The following is a 21,556-nucleotide window of genomic DNA, read 5'->3' on the forward strand; positions in this document are numbered from 1 at the left end:
TATCTCGCTCAGTGGGTTTCGGTGACTTTGTTTAGATGACGGGGCGCATCGGGATTACGCCCACGTGCAGCGGCAAGATCTGCGGCCATGACATAAAACGGAAGAATCGCAGCAATCGGATCCAGCGCCGGATGCGCGCTCAAGAGTAGCGGCAAGTTGGCTTCCGCCACATCGTGAGGCGCGGCCAGCAATACTCGCGCGCCCCGTGCCCGCATGTCGCGCGCCAGTTGAATCAGGCCCGCCTGCTCCGGCCCGCGCGGCGCGAACACCAGCAACGGATAATCACGTTCGATCAACTCCATCGGGCCATGGCGCACTTCGGCGCTCGAAAACGCCTCAGCCTGAATACCCGAGGTTTCCTTGAACTTGAGCGCGGCCTCCTGGGCAATCGCCAGCCCAAGCCCACGGCCGATCACAATCATGCGTTCGACGTCATGCAATTCGTCCACGGCCCGCGTCCAGTCCAGTGCTCCTGCCTGGTGTAACGCTTCCGGCAGGGTTTTGAGCCCTGTGAGTAGCGCCTCGTCACCTTGCCAATGCGCCACCAGTTGAGCGGAGATCGAGAGCAGCGCTATATAGCTTTTGGTCGCCGCCACGCTCAGCTCGGGGCCCGCCAGTAACGGCAGATGCCATTCGCAAGCCTCTGCCAGCGGCGAACCGGGAGCATTCACGGCGGCGACGCTCAAGGCGCCTGCCGCGCGCAAGGCGCTCATCGTGCCAATCAGGTCCGGGCTTTTGCCCGACTGGGAAAAAGCCAGGGCAAGCTGACCCGAAACACGCAAGGGGGCTTGCTGCAGGGTCGCCACGGACATCGGCAGCGATGCCACCGGAACCCCCACGCGGCTCATGGTCAGGCTGGCGAAATAACTCGCCGCGTGGTCCGAGCTGCCGCGTGCAACCGTCAGCGCGACATAACGCGGCTGCTCAAGGAGCTTGCGCGCAAGTGCCTCCACGCGTGACATATCCGCTAACTGTGCAGCCACGACATCCGGGCAGGCCAACGCTTCATCAAGCATCTTTGACAATTGCTTCTCCTTCGACATAGGTTGCCTTCAAGGCCAGCTCACGATCCAGCACCACGCAGTCAGCCCACGCGCCACGCACAATGCGACCGCGATCTTCGATGCCAAGGTAATCAGCCGCATAACGCGAGAGACGGTTGGAAACATCCGCTAGCGGCAAGCCCAGCGAAACCAGGTTACGCAACGCCTGATCCATCGTCAGCGTGCTGCCTGCGAGCGTGCCATCGGCTAGACGGACGCCGCCCAGACATTTCGTCACGCGCTGGCTGCCCAGATGGTATTCACCGTCAGGCATGCTCGTGGCCGAGGTACTGTCAGTCACGACGTACAAACGCGGAATCGCCCGCAGCGCCGCGCGAATCGCGCCGGGATGAACGTGTAACAGGTCAGGAATGATTTCCGCGAATTCAGCATGCGCCAACGCCGCGCCCACCAATCCAGGATTGCGGTGATGCAGCGGTGACATCGCGTTAAACAGATGAGTAAAGCCGCAGGCGCCGTGTTTAAGCGCGGCCACGGCATCGTCGTAAGTGCCAAGCGAGTGTCCAAGCTGCACGCGGACACCGCGCGCCGCCATCTCTGCAATGATGTGCAGATGGCCGGAGATTTCCGGCGCCAGCGTCACCACCCGGATCGGGGCAATCGCCAGATACTTCAGCACCTCATCCAGCACGGCCGTTACGGCCGCGTCAGGTTGCGCACCGAGTTTGCCTGGATTGATATAAGGGCCTTCCAGATGCACGCCCAGCACACGTGCACCGCCCGGCGCGCGCGTGCGCACGATATCGCCGAGACCCGCAACCACGTTCATCAACTGGTCACGCGGTGCAGTCATCGTGGTAGCCAGCAGGCTTGTCGTTCCATGGCGAGCATGCGTGCGGGTGATGGTTTGAATCGCGGCGCCGGCATCCATCACGTCTGCGCCGCCGCCGCCATGCACATGCAGATCAATGAAGCCCGGCAGGATGTAAGGCGCGTCATTATCCGAAGGATCAACGCGCTCGCCCGTCAACGCCGTGATCCGGCCGTTTTTGTATTCAAGCGTGCCGTTAATCCAGCCTTCAGTGGTGAGTATGTTTCCAGTCAGCATGGGTCTCTCTGATGATGCCTGATGCGTGTGCGTGATATCTCACTCAATTGATGTACACGGTCTGATACATGCATGAGCGCGCGTATGACAGGGGGTTAGGCCGCCCACGGCATGAGCCACCCTGACAGCCATAGATATTGATAAAGATAGCCAGGAAAAGGCTCTTGAATCCTGCGGCAAACCCTGCGACGCCAATGAATGAAACATTTCCGGCAAAAAACGGAGCCCATTATATAACCAGTCAAATACCAGTTTGATGGGCTGAAGCGGACACCGGGTATTCCCCTCCAAGCCTTTACAGGCAGGCGATTCTGCTGTTTTGATTGAATTTGGCAAGAAAATTTTTTGATTTGTATTTATCGAAATTAAATGCATTTTGCATATATAAAACACTATTTAACCGATGTTGCCGCCAAATCTTCGATGCGGAACCAATATCTCGAAAATGCCACCTAGTTGCATACCACTTTAAGATAGGTTCTTATCTGCAACAGGCTCCTGCGTCATCGGACCTCACGACAAAAGATTTTACGGAGACTTACCGTTGAACCCACCCATTTCCCTAGAACAAGCGGAAGCAGTCCGGCACTTCAATCGCTTCTACACACAACATATTGGCGTGCTGCATGAGCGCCTGCAAAAAAGCCCGTTTTCGCTCACTGAAGTCCGTGTTTTACGAGAGATTGCATGTGGCCGAGCGGAAACAGCATCGGTGCTGACCCGTAATCTCGGGCTCGATAGCGGCTATCTGAGCCGCCTGCTGACCAGCTTCGAACATCGCGGCCTGATTACGCGCCGTCCATCCAGCACCGATGCCCGCCAGTCGCTGCTAGCACTCACCGATGACGGACGTGCCGCCTATGAACCGCTGGAAACGGCGGCGATCAACGAAGTCTCCGCATTACTCGCTCGCCTCACCCCCTCCTCGCAAAGCCAGTTGCTCTGTGCAATGAAAACCATTGAGCGCCTGCTCGACGATCAATTGCCGCGCGGCGATATCACCGTTCGCGCACCTCGCCCGGGAGAACTTGGCTGGATCGTGCATCGCCAGGCTCAGCTGTTTGCAGCGCAATATGCCTGCCCACAACGTTTTGAAAGCCAGCTTGCGCAAACCGTCGCGCAATTCGCCCAGAATCACGATCCAAAGCGGGAAGCCTGCCTGATCGCCTGTCAACACGATACGATCGTCGGCTCGGCGCTGGTCACGGCATACTCACCCTCCATAGCCGAAATTCGCCTGTTTTACGTCGAACCGGATATGCGCAAGGTGGGCATCGGGGCCCGGCTGCTCGAAACCTGCGCACGTTTTGCGCTCGATGCCAATTACGAGATGCTCACGTTATTCACCACGGCAACCCAGATTGACGCACAGCGGTTATGCGAACGCGCGAGCTTCGTTCCTGTCACCAAGGCTGCCGAAGCTAACGTCATCGCTGCATCCACAGAGGCAAACGCAGTTAAAACAACAAACGACGCCGGGCTGATCGAATGGCGGCGCAGTTTATAAGCCATAAAAAAAGCGCCCCGGAAATTTCGGGGCGCTTTAGCATCCGACGCGAGGTGCGGATAGGCGGATATAGGGTCTAACGGCGGGACATCGCCTGCCAGAGCCAGAAACCCAGGTTAGAACGAAGGCACCATCGAGCCCTTGAACTCAGTCCGGATAAACTGACGCACGTCTTCAGACTGGTAAGCCGCAACCAGCTTCTTCACCCAAGGTTTGTCCTTGTCCTGAGCCCGTACAGCAATCAGGTTCGCATAAGGGCTGCGAATGTCTTCGAGTGCGATGGCATCTTTTGTCGGCTCAAGCCCTGCAGCCAGTGCGAAATTGGTATTAACCACAGCAGCATCGACATCCGACAACGCGCGCGGCAACTGGGCGGCATCCAGTTCAATCAATTTGATTTTTTTGGGGTTGGCCGCGATGTCCAAAGGCGTGGCGTTATTACCTTTCGTGCCAGCCCCGGCCTTAAGCTGAATCACGCCTTGCGCCTGAAGCAGCAGCAGCGCGCGGTTTTCGTTCGATGGATCATTGGGCACGGCGATCTTCGCGCCTTGCGGCAAATCCTTCACTGTTTTCAGCTTTTTCGAATAGATGCCAATCGGTGAAATATACGTTAAGCCGGCGGTCACGAGCTTGTAGCCCCGCTGACGAACCTGGCTGTCCAGATAAGGCTGATGCTGAAAGCTGTTGGCGTTCAGATCACCGGCTTCGAGCGCGGCATTCGGCTGAATGTAATCGTTAAACTCAATGACCTTAACGTCCAGACCTTCGCGTTTCGCTACCTTTTGCACCACGGCCCAGATTTGCGCATCCGGGCCGCCAATCGTACCCACCTTGATGACCTTGTCGTCCGCCTGCGCGCCAACGCTAGTAACAAGTGCCACCGTCGCAACCACCGCGGAAAACGCTTTCAGAATATTTCTACGCTGCATGTGATTCTCGCTTTTGCCCAGTATCAGATTGGAATAAACGCCCGCGGTACAACGAGGCCGCGCAGCAAGATCGCAAATGCTCTCATACGCGTCACAAGAAGTGAAATACTGCTATCTCATATTGGTATGCCAGAACGTTAGTCGAGCAACAGCTTGAGATCGTGTACCCAAGGGGCCGGGCCCTGGCCATCGCGGGCAAAAAGACGCAATTTGCCTGCTGGATCGAATACGTAGCTCGCGGCGGTGTGATCCATGGTGTAGTTATCCGGTGTCGAGCCCGGGACTTTCGCGTAATACACGCGAAAAGCTTTGGTGATTTCGACGAGCTGGGCATGATCGGCCGGGCGCAACCCCACGAATGTCGGGTTAAACGCCTTCACGTATTGCGCCATCAGCTCAGGCGTATCCCGTGATGGATCGACCGTGACAAATAGCACCTGAACCCGCTTCGCGGCCTCCGGCCCGAGCTGCTGCAATGCTTGCGAGAGTTCGGCCAAAGTGGTTGGACAGACGTCCGGGCAATGCGTATAGCCAAAGAACAGCACCACCGCCTGCCCCTTGAAATCCGCCAGCGTGCGCATCTTGCCGCTGGTATCGGGCAACGCAAAATCTGTCCCGAATTGCACATTGCCCGTGATATCGACATTCTGGAACGCAGGCGTATCTTTGCCGCAACTGGCAACAAGAACCGCGCTGGCCAGCGTGCAGGCTGTCAGCGCAACGCGCACTGCACGTGCAAACCGGTATTTGAGCATGGTATTACGCGCCAATCAGGACGCGTGTGTAATGGTCGATCAACAGCGCGGCAAACAGCAGCGAGAGATAAACAATTGAGTAGCGAAAAAGCTTACGCGCAAGCGCATCGGAGTATTCACGGTAAATCTTCCAGGCATAGGCCAGGAAAACGGCCCCAAGCAGCACCGCCGATACCAGATACACCAAGCCGCTCATGCCCGAAATAAACGGCATGAGCGTGACCGCTAGCAAAATCACGCTATAAAGCAGGATGTGCAGCCGTGTGTATTGTTCGCCGTGGGTATTCGGCAGCATCGGCAAGCCCGAGTTTTCGTAGTCTTTACGGCGGTACAGTGCTAGCGCCCAGAAATGCGGCGGAGTCCAGACAAAAATAATCAGCACGAGAATCCACGCATCACCGGGCACGGCGCCCGTCACGGCGGCCCAGCCCAGTGCCGGCGGCATCGCACCCGACGCGCCGCCAATCACGATATTTTGTGGCGTGGCGGGTTTGAGCAGCAGTGTGTAGATGACCGCGTAGCCAACAAAAGTGGCCAGGGTCAGCCACATGGTCAGCGCGTTAGTAAAGGTATAGAGCGTCCACATGCCAAGGCCGCCCAGCACCGCGGAGAACACCAGGATCTGCACTGGGGTAATTTCTCCACGCGCGGAAGGACGCCATGCCGTGCGGCGCATCATCGCATCGACTTTCTGTTCAACCAGACAATTGATTGCAAACGCCGCGCCCGCCAGCAACCAGATACCCACCGTGCCACCGATCAGGATCGTCCACGGCACCATGCCAGGTGTCGACAAAAACATGCCGATCACGGCACAGAACACCGCAAGCTGCGTCACACGCGGCTTGGTCAGCGCAATGTATTGCGAGATGCGGCTGCCAAGGGTATGAGGGAGAGTGGTTTCCATGAGGAAGGAGAGTGCTGGCGCGGCGGCGCATCTGTCACCACATTCAAGCGGCGCGTATTAAGTGGAAATCGTGGGGCCGGGACGGCTGGAGACGATCCGAAAGTTTAGCATAACGAGCAACAGCAGCAGCAGCGCGGCCCCGCCGTTGTGGGCCACGGCAACCGGCAACGGCCACTGTAAAACGATATTCGACAAGCCCGTGACAAACTGGATCACGACAATCAGCAGCACGCCATCGGCTAGCCGCCGCAGTGAACTAAAGCGGCGCAGCTTCAATGCAAACCAGACCAGATAGGCCAAGACTACAACAGCAAAAGCGCGATGCGTCCAATGAATGGCAACCAGCGCATCCTGGGTAATCACCTCGCCATCGCCTGTCATGCCTAGTACACGCCACAAATGAAAGCCCTGTTCGAAATTCATCGGCGGAACCCAGTACCCATTGCATGTCGGGAAATCCGTACATGCCAGCACTGCGTAATTCGTGCTAACCCAGCCACCCAGCGCAATCTGCACCACCAGCAATGCCAGGGCAAGCCACGCCGCGGTTTGCCAGCGCGTGGCATCCGGGTTGGGCGTGGGGAGCGGCGTCAGACGCGCGGCTAGCCAGCCCAGCGCACCAAGCAGTGCCAGCCCCAACAGCAAATGCAAGGTCACGATGGCCGGCTGCAACTTGAGCGTCACCGTCCAGGCGCCAAATGCGCCCTGCACCAGAATCAGCAATAGCAGCCCCGTCGGCCACCAAGGCGACACATGCAGCGGCTGCCGACGCCAGCGCGCAGCCCATGCAATCACCGTCTGCGCGATGATCAGCACACCAATCGCCATCGCAAAATAACGGTGAATCATCTCGATCCATGCCTTGGTCATACTCACGGGGCCACTGGGCAGCGCCTGATGCGCCGCCGTGATCTCCGCATGCGCGACGAATGGCGATGCTGTGCCATAACAGCCGGGCCAGTCCGGGCAGCCCAGACCCGAATCAGTCAATCGGGTAAAACCGCCAAACATCACGAGGTCCAGCGTTAAAAAAGTGGTCACCCAGACCAGCTTGCGAAATTTGCTGTCGTCTGCCTTCACCCACACATACGACAGCGGCAGCAACGCAATGCATAAACCAATCAGGCCCAGTTGCAAGACAAACATCTTCTACCCTTTATCGGCTGGTTCTAACTGCTGGTTCTAACTGTCACTCACCCTCATCGACGCCATGCGTCAGTCAGCCAATGCCCGAGAACTTCAGCAGTTTCGTCACATCGACCTTGATCTTGCTGGGGTTCGGATTTTTCGGAAAACGCATCATCAGGTTGCCATTCGGGTCAACCAGATAAATGTGATCGACCATCGTCGTGCCCGCGTCATTAGGCAACCATTTTGCAATCGCAGCGGGATCGGCAATCAGCATGCCGGTATCGGGATAAGCCTCGCGGATCACATCCGGCACCTTTGCGGAATCAGTTCGCAGCCACACAGGAACCAGCCGTTCACGTTGCCCAGCCTGGGTAGCCCTGATCTGACGCATGAAATAGAGCTTGGTAACGCAAGCCTTGTCGCACGCGCTGCTATCAACCGAGATCAGCAACCAACGGCCACGGAGCGATGCCAGCCTGAGCGGTTTGCCATCATCGCCCGTCACCATCAGCGCCGGCGGAATAGGCCGCTGTGGCTCGATCAGCGTGCCGTAGCTTGAGGTCCCGCCCTTCGGCTTGAACACGTAATAGGTTAGATACGATGCGATCACGGGCGCGGCACACACCAGCGCCAGGAACAGCACCATCCAGCGGCCGCGCTTCCATGAACCTTTGCTTGTAGGCTGGCCGGGTAACGGGGCAGCCGCGGGGGAATCCGTTTTCGACGGAGGAGGAGACGAAGTGGACACAGCAAAACCTCATTGAATGCTTATCTGTTAGCGAACTCGGCCATACCGTCAGGCATAACCGCATCGGATGCAATTACGCGTCTGGGGCAGCGGACTTGCGCGCGGCACGCCTCGCCGCATAAAGACCAAAAGCCACGGCAGCGAGCGCCATGCCCCACCACTGGAACATGTAGCCATAATTGCGCTCAACCCCTGTATTGGGTGCAGGCCAGTCCCGCACCAGACCATCGTTCGTATCACTAGTTTGCTGCAGCACGAACGGCTGTAACGGCAACCCCGTTTCATTTGCGTAGGCATGAACATCGAGGTTCTGGCGAATCCGCTGATGCGCCGCCGAGCCGCCCTGTCCAAGCTCAAACGCGCGACTGGCATCGGCGCGCGCAATACCTTCGATTTCGATCTCGCCCGACGGGGTTGTATAAGGCGCGATGGTCTCACGCGCATTCATGTTGCGTGGCAGCCAGCCGCGATTGACCAGCACGTAGCCGCCCTGCTTCAACTGGAACGGCATCACCACGTAAAAACCCGGCTGATCCTGATACGGCCGGTTATCCAGATACACCACTTGACCGGATACAAACTGGCCAAGCGCACGCACCCGATGGAATTCAATCTCGTTGAGCACAAGTGGCGTTGCACCGACTGACTGTGCCGGAGCATGTTCGAACTGCGTGATGTGCGCTTGCAGTGTTTCTTTCTGATGTGCGCGATCGCGCTGCCAGAAACCCAAACGCACAGTCACGGCAACGACGAGAAGGATTAATAGCGCAGGAAGCCAGCGAATCTTCATCACGCCAGACTCATGAGGATACGGCGAACAACGGGCAGTGCGATAATCGCAGCATTGCTTTTGCGTTTCAGGGTTTCAGCCAAATCCATGCACATCCTCGTTCCCATCGCTTTCGTTCTGATCATCGCCAGCCTGTTTTCCGCGCTCTATTTCATGATGCATGACCGCGGCCGGACAAAACGCATGGTGTGGTCGCTCGCTACGCGTGTCGGCCTGTCGATTTCACTCTTCCTGTTTATCCTGTTTGCTCACTGGATGGGCTGGATTCAATCGACTGGCATTCCATACGGACGCTAAGCAGGCCGAGACGTTCAGCACGTCTCAACGTGCTGCGCGGTTTTGCCGCGACCTGAACAGCAGATCTCAAGCCAGAAGGCTGATGCCATCCGATACCAGCCGCCCCTGGAAGACAAACGCCGCCCCGACATGATCAAGGGCGGCGTAACAAACATCGCAAACATTGATGCTGCAACTCCGTCAACGCATTTAATCTTGCGCGCGAAGCCGCTCACAATCTCTGTTATAGCCAGTACACGACAACATAGAGTCCGAGCCAAACGACGTCCACGAAGTGCCAATACCATGCCGCCCCTTCGAACGCGAAATGGTGCTCGGCAGTAAAGTGCCCGCGAAGCAAGCGCACCAGCACCACCGCTAACATCGTGCCGCCAAGAAACACGTGAAAACCGTGAAACCCGGTCAGCAGGAAAAACGTTGAGCCATACACGCCGGACGCCAGCGTCAGGTTCAGTTCGTTATAGGCATGGAAATATTCGTAGCCTTGCAGGAACAAAAAGCACACGCCCAGTACTAGCGTCACGGCCAGCCAGGCAATCGAACGGCTGCGATGATTCTCGCGCAAGGCGTGGTGCGAAACCGTCAACGTTGCACCCGACGCCAGCAACAACGCCGTGTTGATCGTTGGAATGGGCCATGGCGACATCGTCTTGAAATGCGACACAAGCGCTGCTGGGCCGTCATTCGGCCAGACTGCCGTGAAATCAGGCCAAATCAGTTTGTAATCGAGACTGCCAAGCTGGTGCATCGCAATGGCACGTGCATAAAAAAGCCCGCCAAAAAAAGCAGCGAAGAGCATGACTTCGGAAAAAATAAACCAGCTCATGCTCCAGCGGTACGATTTGTCGACGCGCTTGCCGTACATGCCGCCTTCTGACTCGGCGATCGCATCGCCAAACCAGTGCCATAACGTGAAAAGAAACCACAACAACCCAAGAAAAGTCGTGATGGGTGCCCAAGTTTCGCCGTTAAGCCACGCCGCAAACGACCCGAGCATGACCACCAGGCCCACAGCCGTGCTGATCGGGTGCCGCGACGGGTGCGGTACAAAATAATAGGGGCTCTCGTTTTGAGCGCTCATTCTTGATTCTCCACTTCAGTCCAGTTGCTCCGGAATCTCCGGCTGTTTGTATCTGTCACGATGCGGGCCAACCGCATCGCTTCATGCTAATGAGCCACCCGCGTCATCGACTAACGTCAGGCAATATCAGCTGACCCCATCATGACGCTTGCCCCGCGCACCTGCCTCGTGCCTGAACACTGCGCAGATTTTTGGCGCGGCTAGAGCACACCTAACCCACGACCGCATGCACAACAAGCATCAGCACACCAATAAAAACCGCCATGCTGATCACCGCGGCAAGCACCACATGTAACGGGTTCAAATGCAACGCATCTGCCTCTAGATCGCGTCGTTTGCGCACACCAAAAAACGACCACATCACCGCTTTCATCAACTGGCCGAAACTGCCTTTCGTACCACCTTCGTCCTTGTAACCCATTGCACTCACCTTTTCCATCCTGTTATCAGACTGGATCGGCCTTCGCCACAGGCGTACCGCCCGGAACCGTCGGCGTAGGCACATTCAGTTCAAAAAACGTGTACGAGAGCGTGATCGTTTTGACATCTTTCGGCAGCTTCGGATCGACTACGAACACTACCGGCATATGTTTCGTTTCGTTCGCCGCCAGCGTTTGCTGGGTAAAACAAAAACATTCGATTTTCTTGAAAAACTCGGTTGCCTGCTTCGGCGCATAGCTTGGAATAGCCTGCGCCTGAATTGTCCGGTCCTGCTTGTTCGTCACCTGATACATCACGGTTGCAACCTCACCCGGATGAACATTCAAACTGAACTGCTCAGGTTTGAATCCAAGCGGGCCATGAGCATTCGCATCGAACTCGATTGAAATCGTGCGGCTGGTATCCACCTGGGTGTTCTTCGCCTCGCGTGCGGTCGCATCACGCTGCACCAGATTGTTGATGCCGGTGATCTGACAAATCGCCCGATACATCGGCACCAGCGCAAAACCAAAACCAAACATCAAGAATGCAACGACGATGAGCTTGAGCAGCATCGTGCGGTTAAACGAACGGCCGGTTTCAACCGGTGGTTGCTCCATCGACATTAAACTTCCTCAGCAGGCCATCAGGTCAGGCTCAAAGGCATGGTCAGGAAGACAACCACTGCCTGACAACCGCACCCATAAAAAACGCGACGACAACAACAAGCAGGATCAAACCGAGCCGCATATTGCTCGCACGAATTTCGGCTGGGCTGCGTTTTTCTTGTGGATTCCGGGTCATGCTGAATTGTCAGAGTACTTCCGAAACGAAAATTAAAGCGGCGAAAATATTGCCGCTGCAAGCGCTGGGGGCGGAATCAGACTAACAACAGAACCCAGCGCCTGCTAGCGCATTATTCAACCGTTGGCGGTGTTTCAAACGTATGGAACGGAGCCGGGCTCGGAACCGTCCACTCAAGGCCCGTGGCACCATCCCATGGCTTGTCCGCCGCTTTTTCCAGCTCACCACCGCCACGATATGCAGGCAGTGCAATGGCAAAGAGGAAGTACACCTGGGCAAGACCAAAACCAAACGCACCAATCGAGGCTACCTGGTTCCAGTCAGTAAACTGCGCGGGGTAATCGGCATAACGGCGCGGCATGCCAGCAAGACCTACGAAGTGCATCGGGAAGAAGGTGATATTGAAAAAGATCATCGACGTCCAGAAGTGAATCTTGCCGCGCGTCTCGTTGTACATCCAGCCTGTCCACTTGGGCGCCCAGTAATACCAGCCAGCGAATAGCGCAAACAGCGAACCCGCCACCAGCACATAGTGGAAGTGAGCCACCACGAAATAAGTGCCGTGATACTGGATATCGAGCGGTGCCATCGACAACATCAAGCCGGTGAAACCACCCATCGTGAACACAAACAGAAAACCAATGGCAAACAGCATAGGGGTTTCAAACGTCAACTCCCCGCGCCACATTGTCGCTACCCAGTTGAACACTTTCACGCCGGTCGGAACCGCAATCAGCATCGTCGCGTACATGAAAAATAACTGGCCTGTCACCGGCATACCGGTCGCAAACATGTGGTGCGCCCACACCATGAACGACAGAATGGCAATGGATGCCGTGGCATACACCATCGAGCTATAGCCAAACAGCTGCTTACGCGAGAATGCCGGGATCACCTGGGAAATAATCCCGAACGCCGGCAAGATCATGATGTAAACCTCGGGGTGCCCGAAGAACCAGAAAATATGCTGGTACATCACTGGATCACCGCCACCTGCCGCATTGAAAAACGACGTGCCAAAGTGGCGATCGAACAGCACCATCGTAACCGCGCCAGCCAGAACAGGCATCACCGCAATCAGCAGATAAGCCGTGATTAACCAGGTCCAGGCAAACATCGGCATCTTCATCAACGTCATGCCCGGTGCGCGCATGTTCAGAATGGTCACGACGATGTTGATCCCCCCATGATCGATGAGGCGCCCATCAGGTGGACCGCAAAAATAGCGAGATCCATGCCTGGGCCCATTTGCGTCGATAGCGGCGCATACAGGGTCCAGCCTGCGGCAGTTGCACCGCCGGGCACGAAGAACGACACGATCAACAATATGGAAGCCGTCGGCAGCAACCAGAAACTAAAATTGTTCATCCGCGCGAACGCCATGTCGGATGCGCCAATCTGAAGTGGAACCATCCAGTTGGCGAAGCCCACGAAAGCGGGCATGATCGCGCCGAACACCATGATCAGGCCGTGCATGGTGGTGAGCTGGTTGAAAAACTCCGGCCGCATGATCTGCAAACCGGGTTCAAACAGCTCAACGCGAATCATCAGTGCCATCACGCCCCCCGAGAGGAACATGATGAAAGAGAACAGCAGATACAGCGTACCTATGTCCTTGTGGTTGGTGGCAAATAGCCAGCGACGCCAGCCATGGGGTATCTCATGGGCGTGGTCGTCGTGCTCATGAGCATGGCCCGCGACTACATCGTGTCCGATAGACATGACAATCTCCTAAAACGAATGCTTTGCTGAACGTGACACGTCAGACTGCCGGGCTGATCTCAACACGCCGTGCTTCTTTTGCATCTGCGCCGCCCGTGATCGTTTCCGGTTTTTTCAAAATGATATGGTCTTCGGCAATGCCTGCCGCCTTGAGCGCATCTCTCACTGCTTCTGCACGACTCTTCGCCAACCCCGCGTTGACCTCAGCTGAACCGGTTTTATCGGTAAAGCCCGACAGCGCAAATTTGGCCTCCGGATGTGCCTTCGCATAAGCGGCAGCCGCATCGATAGCGGATGAGGCATCGGCCGGCAACATACTCTTGCCGGTTTCGAAGTAGACGCTGGCCGGCAGCGCGGCCGGTACCTGCGCGGTCGCATCAACACCCGAAGCCGCCGTTGAAGACGCGGCATCCGCTGCCGAAGCCGGAACTCCGGCCGCAGCGTCAACCGCATGAGCGCCCCCTTCAGGCAGCTTGCCATTACGGGCATCGGCCACCTGCTTCGGCTGCAGCACATCGCCCGTATGATTGCCCCAGGCGTTGCGCTGATAAGTCACAACCGAGGCGATTTCGACATCATTCAGCGATGAAGCCCATGGCGGCATAGCGCCTTTGCCATGCAGCACCAGATTGACGTGTTCAGCGAGCGGGCCGTTGGCGACCTTGCCGCCGTCAATTGCCGGGAATACCCCCAAGCCCTTGCCATTTGGCTGATGGCAGACCGCGCAAGTTGATGCATACACCTTCGCGCCACGCTCGTTCAACTCAGCCAGTGTGTAAGTTTTGTTTGGATCGTCCGCGCCAGCAGCTATTTTCTGCTTCTGGCTATCCACCCATTTTGCATAATCGTCAGCCGCCAGCACCTTGACGACCACCGGCATGAACGCATGCTCCTTGCCACACAGCTCAGTACAAAAGCCGCGATAAGTGCCCACTTTGTCTGCCTTGAACCACGTGTCGCGCACAAAACCGGGAATCGCATCCTGTTTCACGCCGAAGGCAGGCACGTACCAGGAATGGACCACGTCGTTCGCGGTGGTGATGATGCGGATTTTCTTGTCTACCGGCACCACAAGCGGGTTATCGACTTCCTGCAGGTAGGTATCGGTGATCGGCGTCTGGCCGTTGATCTCGCTACGTGGCGTGGACAGCATGGAGAGGAAACTGATGCCCTCGCCCGGACCCTTCAGGTAGTCATAGCCCCACTTCCACTGGTAACCCGTAACCTTGATGGTGAGATCGGCATTGGTTGTGTCCTTCATCGCCACGACGGTTTTCGTGGCTGGCAGCGCCATTAGCACGACGATGAGGAACGGCACAATTGTCCAGATAATTTCGACAGTTGTGCTTTCGTGAAAGTTGGCCGCCTTGTGACCTTTCGACTTGCGGTGCGCAATGATCGAATAAAACATCACGCCGAACACGCCGATGAAAATCACCGCGCAAATAATCAGCATGAATGTGTGGAGATCGTAGAGCTCCTCAGCGATTTTTGTCACCGGCGGCTGGAGATTGATCTCGTTGACGGCCGGGCCGCCAGGGCTATCGCCAATGGCCAGGGCGGCGCCAGCGAAAAGCAGACCGCTACACGCCAGCACGCCCGCGAGGGCTCGCTTGATTGTTTTCATAGCTTCCTTACCCAAAATTTCCATTCAAACCCTCGACCCCTCTGAAGGTTGCGCCTCGCTTCGGCATCAAGCGCGTGCCAGCGCAGCTAACCGCAACGCCGAAGCCACATGCGCAGCTCACTTGCAAACTGCGCGCGCCGATGCTGCGCAAGATGTCGTCCAATCACAACCGACTCGCCCCGCGAGACCAGCCGGACCGGTGTATTAGGCGATGCGCCAGATTCAACTCGAACCCAGCACGGATTGAACTCAAATTGCGTACACAGATCCGCACTGACCTGCTCGATCACGAGCCGGTTCTCGAAGAGCCGGATACGCTCGTAATCGACAGCATGACGCGCATACACAACAAAAGCGGCACCCACCGCCAGCAATTCAATACCGGTGAACGGCAACACCAGCCACGCGCCGCACAAAACCAGCAGCAAAGCAATTACTAGCGAGAACAACGCAAGCGATACATAAAAATAAACAAACTGCCTCGGCGAAGCCGAACAGTTACGCTTCATGAGCCAGTCTTTCAAAACCGGCTCCGAGCCTGAAGATGCCAGATCAGTTGCGCCCAACGCGACTCTCCTGCGAACCACCGTTCAGTGCCCTGTTCAGTGCCCTGAAACGCTTGTGACACCTGATCCTGCCGCCTCAGGCTGTGGGGGAACCCCAGGCGGCAAACTGACGCATTATAGGCGCGTTCCATATCATCCACAAGCAATGTACCTTTCCGCCGCAAGCCACACGGGACAAGCCTCTGCGCCTTTTTGACCGGTCATTTTAAGCAGTTTTCTTCTCATAATTCCAGGCATAACAGATCAGTACTTTACGGCGTCAGCGATTCTTGAGCGGTCCACGTCCAATCTCGTCGAGACGCACAATGCCATGCCCTTCAGGCGTCGTGCGCGGCACGGCTTTCCATGCATGTCCGTAGATGACTTCGAAGGTCAGCGCGATGCTACCATCCGCGCCCCGCCTGGCTTCCAGGGCTGCCAGCAATGCCCGGTACTGGCTGCGGCCCATCAAACCCACCGCGCCACGCGACCACGGATAAGCGCCCCAACGGCGCACATCCGCTAGCAGCGATTGCGGTGACTGATACGTCACCGTCAACCTCTCCTGATCCATCACAGGTATCTCAAAACCATTTTCGACCAGCATGTCCCCCAGATCATGCATATCGACAAAATCGATCACATGCGCGCGTGGCCCATCGTCGCGCGAGGCATCAAGCTGCGCGTACACACTACGCAATTCCTTGAGCGTGTCTGGGCCAAACGTACTGAACATCAGCAAGCCGTTGACTTTCAACGCACGCTGCCATTGCGCAAATATGAGGTTGGGGCGCGAATGCCAATGCAACGCCAGGTTAGACCAGATCAACTCGAACGCGCCTGCAGCAAACGGCAAGGCTGAAAAATCGGATTGCACCAGCCGCGATCCTCGCTTGCCAAGCAAATTGCCCAACGCATTCGGCAGCAGGCGCGACCAGCGTGTATCCGGCTCGTCCTGGCGACACGCCCGTGCCAGCATCGCCCACGACAAGTCCACACCGCATACCAGGGCTTCAGAAAACCGTTCGCGCAATTGTGGCAAGTCGTCACCCGGGCCACAGCCCGCATCGAGCACGTGAGCCGGATTGATCTTGATGTAATCGAGACGCTCGCGCATGCGCTGCGAAATTTCGCGCGGCAAGAATGCAACGTCATCAAAGTGAGCCGCACGGCGCTCGAAAATGCGTTGTAAATGCCGGACATCATTGGCCGGACGGGTAGCGTCGGGAGGTAACGGGGGCATGGTCATTCTGCAGGCGAGGACCGCGAAGTATACTCGTTCGCTTGCCGTTCATTCGGCACCGCCCACCGTCACCGCCCACCCCGACACCTGTGTTCCCGATGCTTCCCCTGTTATTCACGACGCAAGCCAGACGCGCCGCCAACGGGTGGGGTGCCGGCTGGCCGCATCTGCTGCAAGCCCTGCTGCCCAACCTGTGCGCGCTTTGCGGCAATTTGTCGCGCGCCACGTTATGCCCGGGTTGCGCTGAGGCGTACTGGAACGAATCCCGTGTGCGCTGCACCCTATGCGCCATCCCCATTGCGGCAGGGCGCGCGCAATATAACGCCGGCATTCGCACGAACAATCCGCCGCAGGCATGCCCAACACGCTACCGTTGCGCCGATTGCATCGGTACACCCCGCCCTTTCGACGCTACCCTCACGCTGGGCGACTACCGCGCGCCACTTGATGCGCTGGCGCTCGGCCTGAAATTCCGCGCGCGTCTGAATCTGGCACGCGTCTTTGCTGAACAGCTCGCCGATGCCGTGCTTAATTTACCTGGCCCGCCCCAGCCATTTGATGTCATTGCCCCCGTCCCACTCTCAGCCAGGCGGCTCGCCGAACGCGGTTACAACCAGGCCTGGGAAATTGCACGGCCGCTGGCACGCAAGCTGCGAGTCCCAGGCCATGCAACACTGCTCCGGCGCGTCGTGCATACCGCGCCGCAAGCACGGCTCGATCTTGAGGCACGGCGGCGCAACGTAAGCCAGGCCTTCGTCGTGGCAAAACCCGTGCGCAACCTGCACGTCGCACTAGTCGACGACGTGATGACCACCGGCGCCACGCTTGAAGCACTCGCTCGCACACTCAAGAGTGCCGGGGCACGGCGCGTGACCAATCTCGTTGCACTACGCACCCCGAAAAACTAGTTCCTACCTGACCCCGATCCAGATCATGTTCAATGTTGTTCTCGTCGAACCCGAAATTCCGCCCAATACGGGCAATGTGATTCGCCTGTGTGCCAATACCGGTGTGCGCCTGCATTTGATCGAACCGCTCGGGTTTCCTCTTGACGACACCAAACTGCGCCGCGCGGGGCTCGACTATCACGAATATGCACAAATGAAAGTGCATGCTAGCTGGGACGATTTCATGACGGCGGAGATGCCCGAACCCGCGCGCATGTTCGCCTTTACGACCCGTGGGGCGGGACGCTTTCACTCACGCGCTTTCTTGCCTGGCGACTGGTTTATTTTTGGAGCGGAAACGCGCGGGCTATCTGACGCAGTGCTGGGCCAGTTCAATGAAGAGCAACGGGTCCGCCTGCCCATGCGGCCAGACAATCGCAGTTTGAACCTGTCGAACACGGTGGCCGTGGTGGTGTTTGAGGCGTGGCGTCAGACGGGTTTCGCGGGCGGAATCTGAGCCCCGGCTAACGCCAGCGTAAAAACAAAAAACCGCAGGAAGAAAGCGCGCGGCTAACAGCGCGCGGCTATTCAGCTCGCGCATCGCGGCGCAGCAAAGCGCTAACCGCATCACGAGGCGCTACGCCATCAAAGAGCACGGCGCATACGGCCTGCGTAATAGGCATCTCGATCGCATGCGCACGGGCCAGCGCGAGCACCGCCTGGGCGCAGCGCACGCCTTCGGCAACGTGACCGAGCGCCGCAAGAACCTCCGCGAGCGAACGCCCCGTGGCAAGCTGCACGCCCACTGTCCGGTTGCGTGACAAATCGCCGGTCGCGGTCAGAATCAAATCGCCCAGGCCCGTGAGCCCGGTGAAGGTTTCAGCGCGGCCGCCAAGCGTCACGCCAAGCCGCGACATTTCAGCCAGCCCGCGCGTGATCAACGCAGCACGCGCATTGAGCCCTAACCCCAAGCCATCCGAAATACCCGTCGCTATCGCCAGCACGTTCTTTACCGCGCCGCCTACTTCAACGCCAACCACATCATCACCGGTGTAAATGCGCATCGCATCATGATGAAACGCTGCCACGGTTCGCTCGCGGCATGCCGCCGACACGCTTGCGACAGTCAACGCCACCGGCAAACCCAACGCTGCCTCGCGGGCAAAGCTTGGCCCCGACAGCGCGCCGTTACTGCCATGCCCAGGCAGCTCAGCGGCAACCACCTGATGCGGCAACATCGAACTATCCGCTTCGAAACCCTTGCACAGCCAGATGAGATTGCACGGAACCCGCGCCGTATCACGCATGGCCTGACACAGCCCACGCAAACCGGCTACAGGAGCCGCGATCACACATAGCGCCTCAGCAGCCTGCGCGTGATCGAGCGCATTAGACAAAACCGTTTCGTAGCGGAGACTGGCGGGCAGCATAACGCCCGCGAGATAGCGGGCGTTTTCGTGACGCTGCTGCAAACTGGCAACGAGCGCGCTATCGCGCGCCCATAGCACCGTGTCGTGACGTTTGGCCAGGTGACCTGCGAGCGCGGTGCCCCACGCCCCGGCGCCAAGAACGGTGACCTTCATGCGCGACGCCTAGTGCGTCACGCCATTCTGGCTGGCACCTTCATTCTGGCTGCCGATCTGCGCCAAACGTTGTTCGTAAAGCGCCTGGAAGTTGATCTCGGCGAGGTGAATCGGAGGGAAACCCGCGCGGCTAATTGCATCCGCAATGTTCGAACGCAGGTACGGGAAGAGAATAGTCGGGCAAGCAATGCCGATCAGCGGATCAATCTGTTCTTCAGGAATATTCCGAATATCGAAAATGCCTGCTTGCTTGGCTTCGATCAAAAAAGCCACCTTGTCTAGCACCTTGGCCGTCACCGTGCCCGTGACGAGCACTTCGAACACGCTCTCAGCGAGACGCTCAGCCTTGACATCGACCTCGACTTCGACCGATGGCATTTCCTGTTCGAGAAATATGGCGGGTGAATTAGGCTGCTCAAGCGACATATCCTTGAGATAGATACGCTGAATATTGAAAAACGGCTGATTGTTCTCGTCAGACATAGCTGGAAACTCCCTGAATGTGTTTGTGTTCGTTGTAGCGGGCCAAGCCCGGATGGTCCGGCAAGAACCCGAAATATATACGATGCACACCACCGTTCATGCGGAACGGCAGCGGGCATCACAGTGGCGCATCGGGATAAAAACTCAGACCGCTTCGAGCAAAGGCATCAGCCCGCCCGCGCGGTCGAGAGCCGAAAGATCGTCGTAGCCGCCCACGTGGGTTTCGCCAATAAACACCTGCGGTACCGTGCGGCGGCCTGTGCGGGCCATCATTTCCTCACGGCGGGCAGGGTCCTTGTCGATAAGGACTTTTTCAACGTGTTCGACGCCGCGCGACTTTAAAAGACGTTCGGCCATCTGGCAATACGGGCACACCTGGGTGCTGTACATCGTTACCTTGTTCACTTTGCAGTTCCTTGTTTCACGACAGGCATACCCGCTTGCTGCCAGGCTTTCATTCCGCCTTCAAGCACCTGAACTTCAGCGTAACCCGCCTCGCGCACCGTGCCGGCTGCCCGGGACGACTGCTGGCCACTCTGGCACACCAGCAAAATCGGCGTGCTTTTGTTTTTCACAAGCGAGGGGATTTTTGCCTGTAACTCATCCAGTTCGAGATGCCGTGCCGCCGGCAAGTGGCCCGTAGCGAAATCTGCGGCAGGCCGCAGATCAAGCACCGTGGCATTACGCCGGTTGATCAGTTGCGTGGCGTCGGCTACCGAGAGCCCCCCGCGGCGGCGCAACGTCGGCCACAACAGCAACCCTCCGGAGATGAGGATAATTGCAATGAGTACAAGGTTTGTGTAATCAGTGAAAAACTTCACGGAAAATCCGCCGAAAAAAGAGAAATCGGAAAGGCAATCCCGCCATTATAAAATAACCGCCTCATGCGATGGACATCGCCCACTGGGCTAGCATCGTCGCGCTCCGTATCACAAGCTTCCTCACCGCTTCCTTACTACCGGCCACCATCCCATGTACAAACTCGTTCTCATCCGCCACGGCGAATCAACGTGGAACAAGGAAAACCGCTTCACTGGCTGGGTTGACGTCGACCTGACCGAGCAGGGCAACCATGAAGCGCGGCAGGCTGGCGTACTGCTGAAAGCCTCGGGTTATACCTTCGATATCGCCTACACCTCGGTACTCAAGCGGGCAATCCGCACGTTGTGGCACGTGCAAGACCAGATGGACCAGATGTATCTGCCGGTCGTCCATTCATGGCGCCTCAACGAACGTCACTATGGCGCACTATCGGGCCTGAACAAAGCTGAAACCGCGGCGAAATACGGTGATGAACAGGTTCTGGTCTGGCGTCGCAGCTATGACACGCCACCGCCCGCGCTTGATCCCTCCGATGAGCGCACCGCCTTTAACGACCCCCGCTACACCAGGGTGCCACGCGCCGAGTTGCCGCTCACCGAATGCCTGAAAGATACGGTGGCTCGCGTGCTGCCAATCTGGAACGAGTCCATCGCACCAACCATCAAATCCGGCCGTAAAGTGCTCATCGCCGCGCACGGCAACTCGTTGCGGGCGCTGATCAAATACCTGGATGGGATCTCCGACAGCGATATCGTCGGGCTGAACATTCCGAACGGCGTGCCGCTGGTCTATGAACTCGACGAAAACCTGAAGCCGCTGCGCCACTATTACCTCGGGGATCCGGCTGCCATCGCCCAAGCACAAGCCGCTGTGGCGAGCCAGGGCAAGGCGGGCTAACCACCATAGAAGCTGGATCCGCCGCACCGGGGGCTGTATGGCCAACCTCCACGCCGAATTGCAGCCCCTGCGCCCGCTTTAGCGCTTTTGACGCCCCCCGCAACCCGGCAAGTACCCGGCCCTAAATTTCTTCACAGCAGCCCGGCTTATCTCAAGAACCTGCCTCACACCACGCGGGCGAAGCCGGACTGCCGCCCGACACACTCGTGCCACGGGTGTGCAGTTATACTTGTCCGTCTTTTCTCTCCTGACGCTGACACGCGCCT

General features: G+C 57.6%; 24 protein-coding genes and 1 pseudogene. 5 read left to right on the forward strand and 20 right to left on the reverse strand.

Going from position 1 to position 21,556, the window contains the following annotated elements:
* Positions 1-8 precede the first annotated feature (8 nt).
* A complete protein-coding gene (locus GH657_RS13930; RefSeq protein ID WP_153101761.1) occupies positions 9-1,016 on the reverse strand; it encodes an SIS domain-containing protein in 1,008 nt (335 codons plus the stop codon).
* Complete coding sequence (nagA, locus tag GH657_RS13935; protein ID WP_153101466.1) at positions 1,009-2,112, reverse strand: N-acetylglucosamine-6-phosphate deacetylase; 1,104 nt, start codon at positions 2,110-2,112, stop codon at positions 1,009-1,011. The genes GH657_RS13930 and nagA overlap by 8 nt, the downstream gene beginning before the upstream one ends.
* 544 nt (positions 2,113-2,656) lie before the next feature.
* On the opposite strand from nagA, the gene GH657_RS13940 reads away from it, so the two are divergent.
* Positions 2,657-3,619 carry a bifunctional helix-turn-helix transcriptional regulator/GNAT family N-acetyltransferase gene (locus GH657_RS13940; RefSeq protein WP_153101467.1) on the forward strand — a complete coding sequence of 321 codons (963 nt, stop codon included), beginning with the start codon at positions 2,657-2,659 and terminating at the stop codon, positions 3,617-3,619.
* A gap of 116 nt (positions 3,620-3,735) precedes the next feature.
* On the opposite strand, the gene GH657_RS13945 is transcribed toward GH657_RS13940, so the two are convergent.
* The 6 genes from GH657_RS13945 to GH657_RS13970 all read right to left on the reverse strand — a co-directional run bounded on the left by GH657_RS13945 (position 3,736) and on the right by GH657_RS13970 (position 8,879).
* Entirely contained in the window at positions 3,736-4,548 is an 813-nt protein-coding gene (locus GH657_RS13945) for a MetQ/NlpA family ABC transporter substrate-binding protein (protein ID WP_153101468.1), read from the reverse strand.
* A gap of 137 nt (positions 4,549-4,685) precedes the next feature.
* On the reverse strand, positions 4,686-5,303 hold the full coding sequence (locus GH657_RS13950; protein WP_153101762.1) for an SCO family protein: 618 nt from the start codon (positions 5,301-5,303) through the stop codon (positions 4,686-4,688).
* A gap of 4 nt (positions 5,304-5,307) precedes the next feature.
* Entirely contained in the window at positions 5,308-6,210 is a 903-nt protein-coding gene (gene cyoE, locus GH657_RS13955; RefSeq protein ID WP_153101469.1) for a heme o synthase, read from the reverse strand.
* 57 nt (positions 6,211-6,267) lie between these two features.
* A complete protein-coding gene (locus GH657_RS13960) occupies positions 6,268-7,356 on the reverse strand; it encodes a COX15/CtaA family protein (RefSeq protein ID WP_153101470.1) in 1,089 nt (362 codons plus the stop codon).
* Between the two features lie 73 nt (positions 7,357-7,429).
* Positions 7,430-8,089: an SCO family protein gene (locus GH657_RS13965; RefSeq protein ID WP_153101471.1), complete on the reverse strand. Its 660-nt coding sequence runs from the start codon at positions 8,087-8,089 to the stop codon at positions 7,430-7,432.
* 73 nt (positions 8,090-8,162) lie between these two features.
* The gene (locus GH657_RS13970; RefSeq protein WP_153101472.1) at positions 8,163-8,879 is read right to left on the reverse strand and encodes an SURF1 family protein; all 717 of its coding nucleotides are present in this window, start codon (positions 8,877-8,879) and stop codon (positions 8,163-8,165) included.
* An 87-nt stretch (positions 8,880-8,966) separates the two neighbouring features.
* On the opposite strand from GH657_RS13970, the gene GH657_RS13975 reads away from it, so the two are divergent.
* On the forward strand, positions 8,967-9,176 hold the full coding sequence (locus tag GH657_RS13975; protein ID WP_153101473.1) for a twin transmembrane helix small protein: 210 nt from the start codon (positions 8,967-8,969) through the stop codon (positions 9,174-9,176).
* Positions 9,177-9,399: 223 nt separating this feature from the next.
* On the opposite strand, the gene GH657_RS13980 is transcribed toward GH657_RS13975, so the two are convergent.
* The 8 genes and pseudogenes from GH657_RS13980 to GH657_RS14010 all read right to left on the reverse strand — a co-directional run bounded on the left by GH657_RS13980 (position 9,400) and on the right by GH657_RS14010 (position 16,618).
* Positions 9,400-10,257, reverse strand: a complete 858-nt coding sequence (locus GH657_RS13980) for a cytochrome c oxidase subunit 3 (RefSeq protein ID WP_153101474.1) — start codon at positions 10,255-10,257, stop codon at positions 9,400-9,402.
* 211 nt (positions 10,258-10,468) lie between these two features.
* Positions 10,469-10,696, reverse strand: a complete 228-nt coding sequence (locus GH657_RS13985; protein WP_246174079.1) for a DUF2970 domain-containing protein — start codon at positions 10,694-10,696, stop codon at positions 10,469-10,471.
* 7 nt (positions 10,697-10,703) lie between these two features.
* Positions 10,704-11,297 (reverse strand): cytochrome c oxidase assembly protein, encoded by a 594-nt coding sequence (locus GH657_RS13990; RefSeq protein WP_153101764.1) that lies wholly within the window; start codon positions 11,295-11,297, stop codon positions 10,704-10,706.
* Between the two features lie 49 nt (positions 11,298-11,346).
* A complete protein-coding gene (locus GH657_RS18140; RefSeq protein WP_220094853.1) occupies positions 11,347-11,481 on the reverse strand; it encodes a cytochrome oxidase small assembly protein in 135 nt (44 codons plus the stop codon).
* 112 nt (positions 11,482-11,593) lie between these two features.
* Positions 11,594-13,203: pseudogene (ctaD, locus tag GH657_RS13995) on the reverse strand (cytochrome c oxidase subunit I).
* 40 nt (positions 13,204-13,243) lie between these two features.
* Complete coding sequence (coxB, locus tag GH657_RS14000; RefSeq protein ID WP_153101475.1) at positions 13,244-14,854, reverse strand: cytochrome c oxidase subunit II; 1,611 nt, start codon at positions 14,852-14,854, stop codon at positions 13,244-13,246.
* Positions 14,855-14,916: 62 nt separating this feature from the next.
* Positions 14,917-15,339 (reverse strand): DUF2244 domain-containing protein, encoded by a 423-nt coding sequence (locus GH657_RS14005; protein WP_425495757.1) that lies wholly within the window; start codon positions 15,337-15,339, stop codon positions 14,917-14,919.
* A gap of 316 nt (positions 15,340-15,655) precedes the next feature.
* Entirely contained in the window at positions 15,656-16,618 is a 963-nt protein-coding gene (locus GH657_RS14010) for a methyltransferase domain-containing protein (RefSeq protein ID WP_153101477.1), read from the reverse strand.
* 98 nt (positions 16,619-16,716) lie between these two features.
* Between GH657_RS14010 and GH657_RS14015 the strand changes: the two genes are divergently transcribed.
* Both GH657_RS14015 and trmL read left to right on the forward strand, forming a co-directional pair.
* Positions 16,717-17,526, forward strand: coding sequence for a ComF family protein (locus GH657_RS14015; RefSeq protein WP_246174080.1), 810 nt, complete (start codon positions 16,717-16,719; stop codon positions 17,524-17,526).
* 25 nt (positions 17,527-17,551) lie between these two features.
* Positions 17,552-18,022: a tRNA (uridine(34)/cytosine(34)/5-carboxymethylaminomethyluridine(34)-2'-O)-methyltransferase TrmL gene (gene trmL, locus GH657_RS14020; RefSeq protein ID WP_153101478.1), complete on the forward strand. Its 471-nt coding sequence runs from the start codon at positions 17,552-17,554 to the stop codon at positions 18,020-18,022.
* A 67-nt stretch (positions 18,023-18,089) separates the two neighbouring features.
* Here the strand turns inward: trmL and GH657_RS14025 are convergent, their stop codons facing one another.
* From GH657_RS14025 to GH657_RS14040, 4 genes are all read right to left on the reverse strand, one after another.
* Complete coding sequence (locus tag GH657_RS14025; protein ID WP_153101479.1) at positions 18,090-19,088, reverse strand: NAD(P)H-dependent glycerol-3-phosphate dehydrogenase; 999 nt, start codon at positions 19,086-19,088, stop codon at positions 18,090-18,092.
* 9 nt (positions 19,089-19,097) lie between these two features.
* Entirely contained in the window at positions 19,098-19,571 is a 474-nt protein-coding gene (secB, locus tag GH657_RS14030; protein WP_153101480.1) for a protein-export chaperone SecB, read from the reverse strand.
* A gap of 144 nt (positions 19,572-19,715) precedes the next feature.
* A complete protein-coding gene (gene grxC / locus GH657_RS14035) occupies positions 19,716-19,976 on the reverse strand; it encodes a glutaredoxin 3 (RefSeq protein ID WP_153101481.1) in 261 nt (86 codons plus the stop codon).
* The gene (locus GH657_RS14040; RefSeq protein WP_153101482.1) at positions 19,973-20,392 is read right to left on the reverse strand and encodes a rhodanese-like domain-containing protein; all 420 of its coding nucleotides are present in this window, start codon (positions 20,390-20,392) and stop codon (positions 19,973-19,975) included. The genes grxC and GH657_RS14040 overlap by 4 nt, the downstream gene beginning before the upstream one ends.
* A gap of 151 nt (positions 20,393-20,543) precedes the next feature.
* Here GH657_RS14040 and gpmA point away from each other — a divergent pair, with 151 nt between their 5' ends.
* Positions 20,544-21,290 carry a 2,3-diphosphoglycerate-dependent phosphoglycerate mutase gene (gene gpmA, locus GH657_RS14045; RefSeq protein WP_153101483.1) on the forward strand — a complete coding sequence of 249 codons (747 nt, stop codon included), beginning with the start codon at positions 20,544-20,546 and terminating at the stop codon, positions 21,288-21,290.
* Positions 21,291-21,556: the final 266 nt, after the last annotated feature.

Source organism: Paraburkholderia hayleyella, from assembly GCF_009455685.1.
In the GTDB taxonomy this organism is placed as follows: domain Bacteria; phylum Pseudomonadota; class Gammaproteobacteria; order Burkholderiales; family Burkholderiaceae; genus Paraburkholderia; species Paraburkholderia hayleyella.

What these genes read in the sequence shown, in the direction of transcription:
- GH657_RS14010 (WP_153101477.1), bottom strand. Translation starts at nt 16,618, where the DNA reads ATGCCCCCGTTACCTCCCGACGCTACCCGTCCGGCCAATGATGTCCGG.
- GH657_RS13975 (WP_153101473.1), top strand. Translation starts at nt 8,967, where the DNA reads ATGCACATCCTCGTTCCCATCGCTTTCGTTCTGATCATCGCCAGCCTG.
- gpmA (WP_153101483.1), top strand. Translation starts at nt 20,544, where the DNA reads ATGTACAAACTCGTTCTCATCCGCCACGGCGAATCAACGTGGAACAAG.
- GH657_RS18140 (WP_220094853.1), bottom strand. Translation starts at nt 11,481, where the DNA reads ATGACCCGGAATCCACAAGAAAAACGCAGCCCAGCCGAAATTCGTGCG.
- GH657_RS13930 (WP_153101761.1), bottom strand. Translation starts at nt 1,016, where the DNA reads ATGCTTGATGAAGCGTTGGCCTGCCCGGATGTCGTGGCTGCACAGTTA.
- GH657_RS13980 (WP_153101474.1), bottom strand. Translation starts at nt 10,257, where the DNA reads ATGAGCGCTCAAAACGAGAGCCCCTATTATTTTGTACCGCACCCGTCG.
- GH657_RS13950 (WP_153101762.1), bottom strand. Translation starts at nt 5,303, where the DNA reads ATGCTCAAATACCGGTTTGCACGTGCAGTGCGCGTTGCGCTGACAGCC.
- GH657_RS13985 (WP_246174079.1), bottom strand. Translation starts at nt 10,696, where the DNA reads ATGGAAAAGGTGAGTGCAATGGGTTACAAGGACGAAGGTGGTACGAAA.
- GH657_RS13945 (WP_153101468.1), bottom strand. Translation starts at nt 4,548, where the DNA reads ATGCAGCGTAGAAATATTCTGAAAGCGTTTTCCGCGGTGGTTGCGACG.
- GH657_RS13960 (WP_153101470.1), bottom strand. Translation starts at nt 7,356, where the DNA reads ATGTTTGTCTTGCAACTGGGCCTGATTGGTTTATGCATTGCGTTGCTG.
- GH657_RS14025 (WP_153101479.1), bottom strand. Translation starts at nt 19,088, where the DNA reads ATGAAGGTCACCGTTCTTGGCGCCGGGGCGTGGGGCACCGCGCTCGCA.
- cyoE (WP_153101469.1), bottom strand. Translation starts at nt 6,210, where the DNA reads ATGGAAACCACTCTCCCTCATACCCTTGGCAGCCGCATCTCGCAATAC.
- secB (WP_153101480.1), bottom strand. Translation starts at nt 19,571, where the DNA reads ATGTCTGACGAGAACAATCAGCCGTTTTTCAATATTCAGCGTATCTAT.
- nagA (WP_153101466.1), bottom strand. Translation starts at nt 2,112, where the DNA reads ATGCTGACTGGAAACATACTCACCACTGAAGGCTGGATTAACGGCACG.
- trmL (WP_153101478.1), top strand. Translation starts at nt 17,552, where the DNA reads ATGTTCAATGTTGTTCTCGTCGAACCCGAAATTCCGCCCAATACGGGC.
- GH657_RS14005 (WP_425495757.1), bottom strand. Translation starts at nt 15,339, where the DNA reads ATGAAGCGTAACTGTTCGGCTTCGCCGAGGCAGTTTGTTTATTTTTAT.
- GH657_RS13970 (WP_153101472.1), bottom strand. Translation starts at nt 8,879, where the DNA reads ATGAAGATTCGCTGGCTTCCTGCGCTATTAATCCTTCTCGTCGTTGCC.
- GH657_RS13990 (WP_153101764.1), bottom strand. Translation starts at nt 11,297, where the DNA reads ATGGAGCAACCACCGGTTGAAACCGGCCGTTCGTTTAACCGCACGATG.
- coxB (WP_153101475.1), bottom strand. Translation starts at nt 14,854, where the DNA reads ATGGAAATTTTGGGTAAGGAAGCTATGAAAACAATCAAGCGAGCCCTC.
- GH657_RS14015 (WP_246174080.1), top strand. Translation starts at nt 16,717, where the DNA reads ATGCTTCCCCTGTTATTCACGACGCAAGCCAGACGCGCCGCCAACGGG.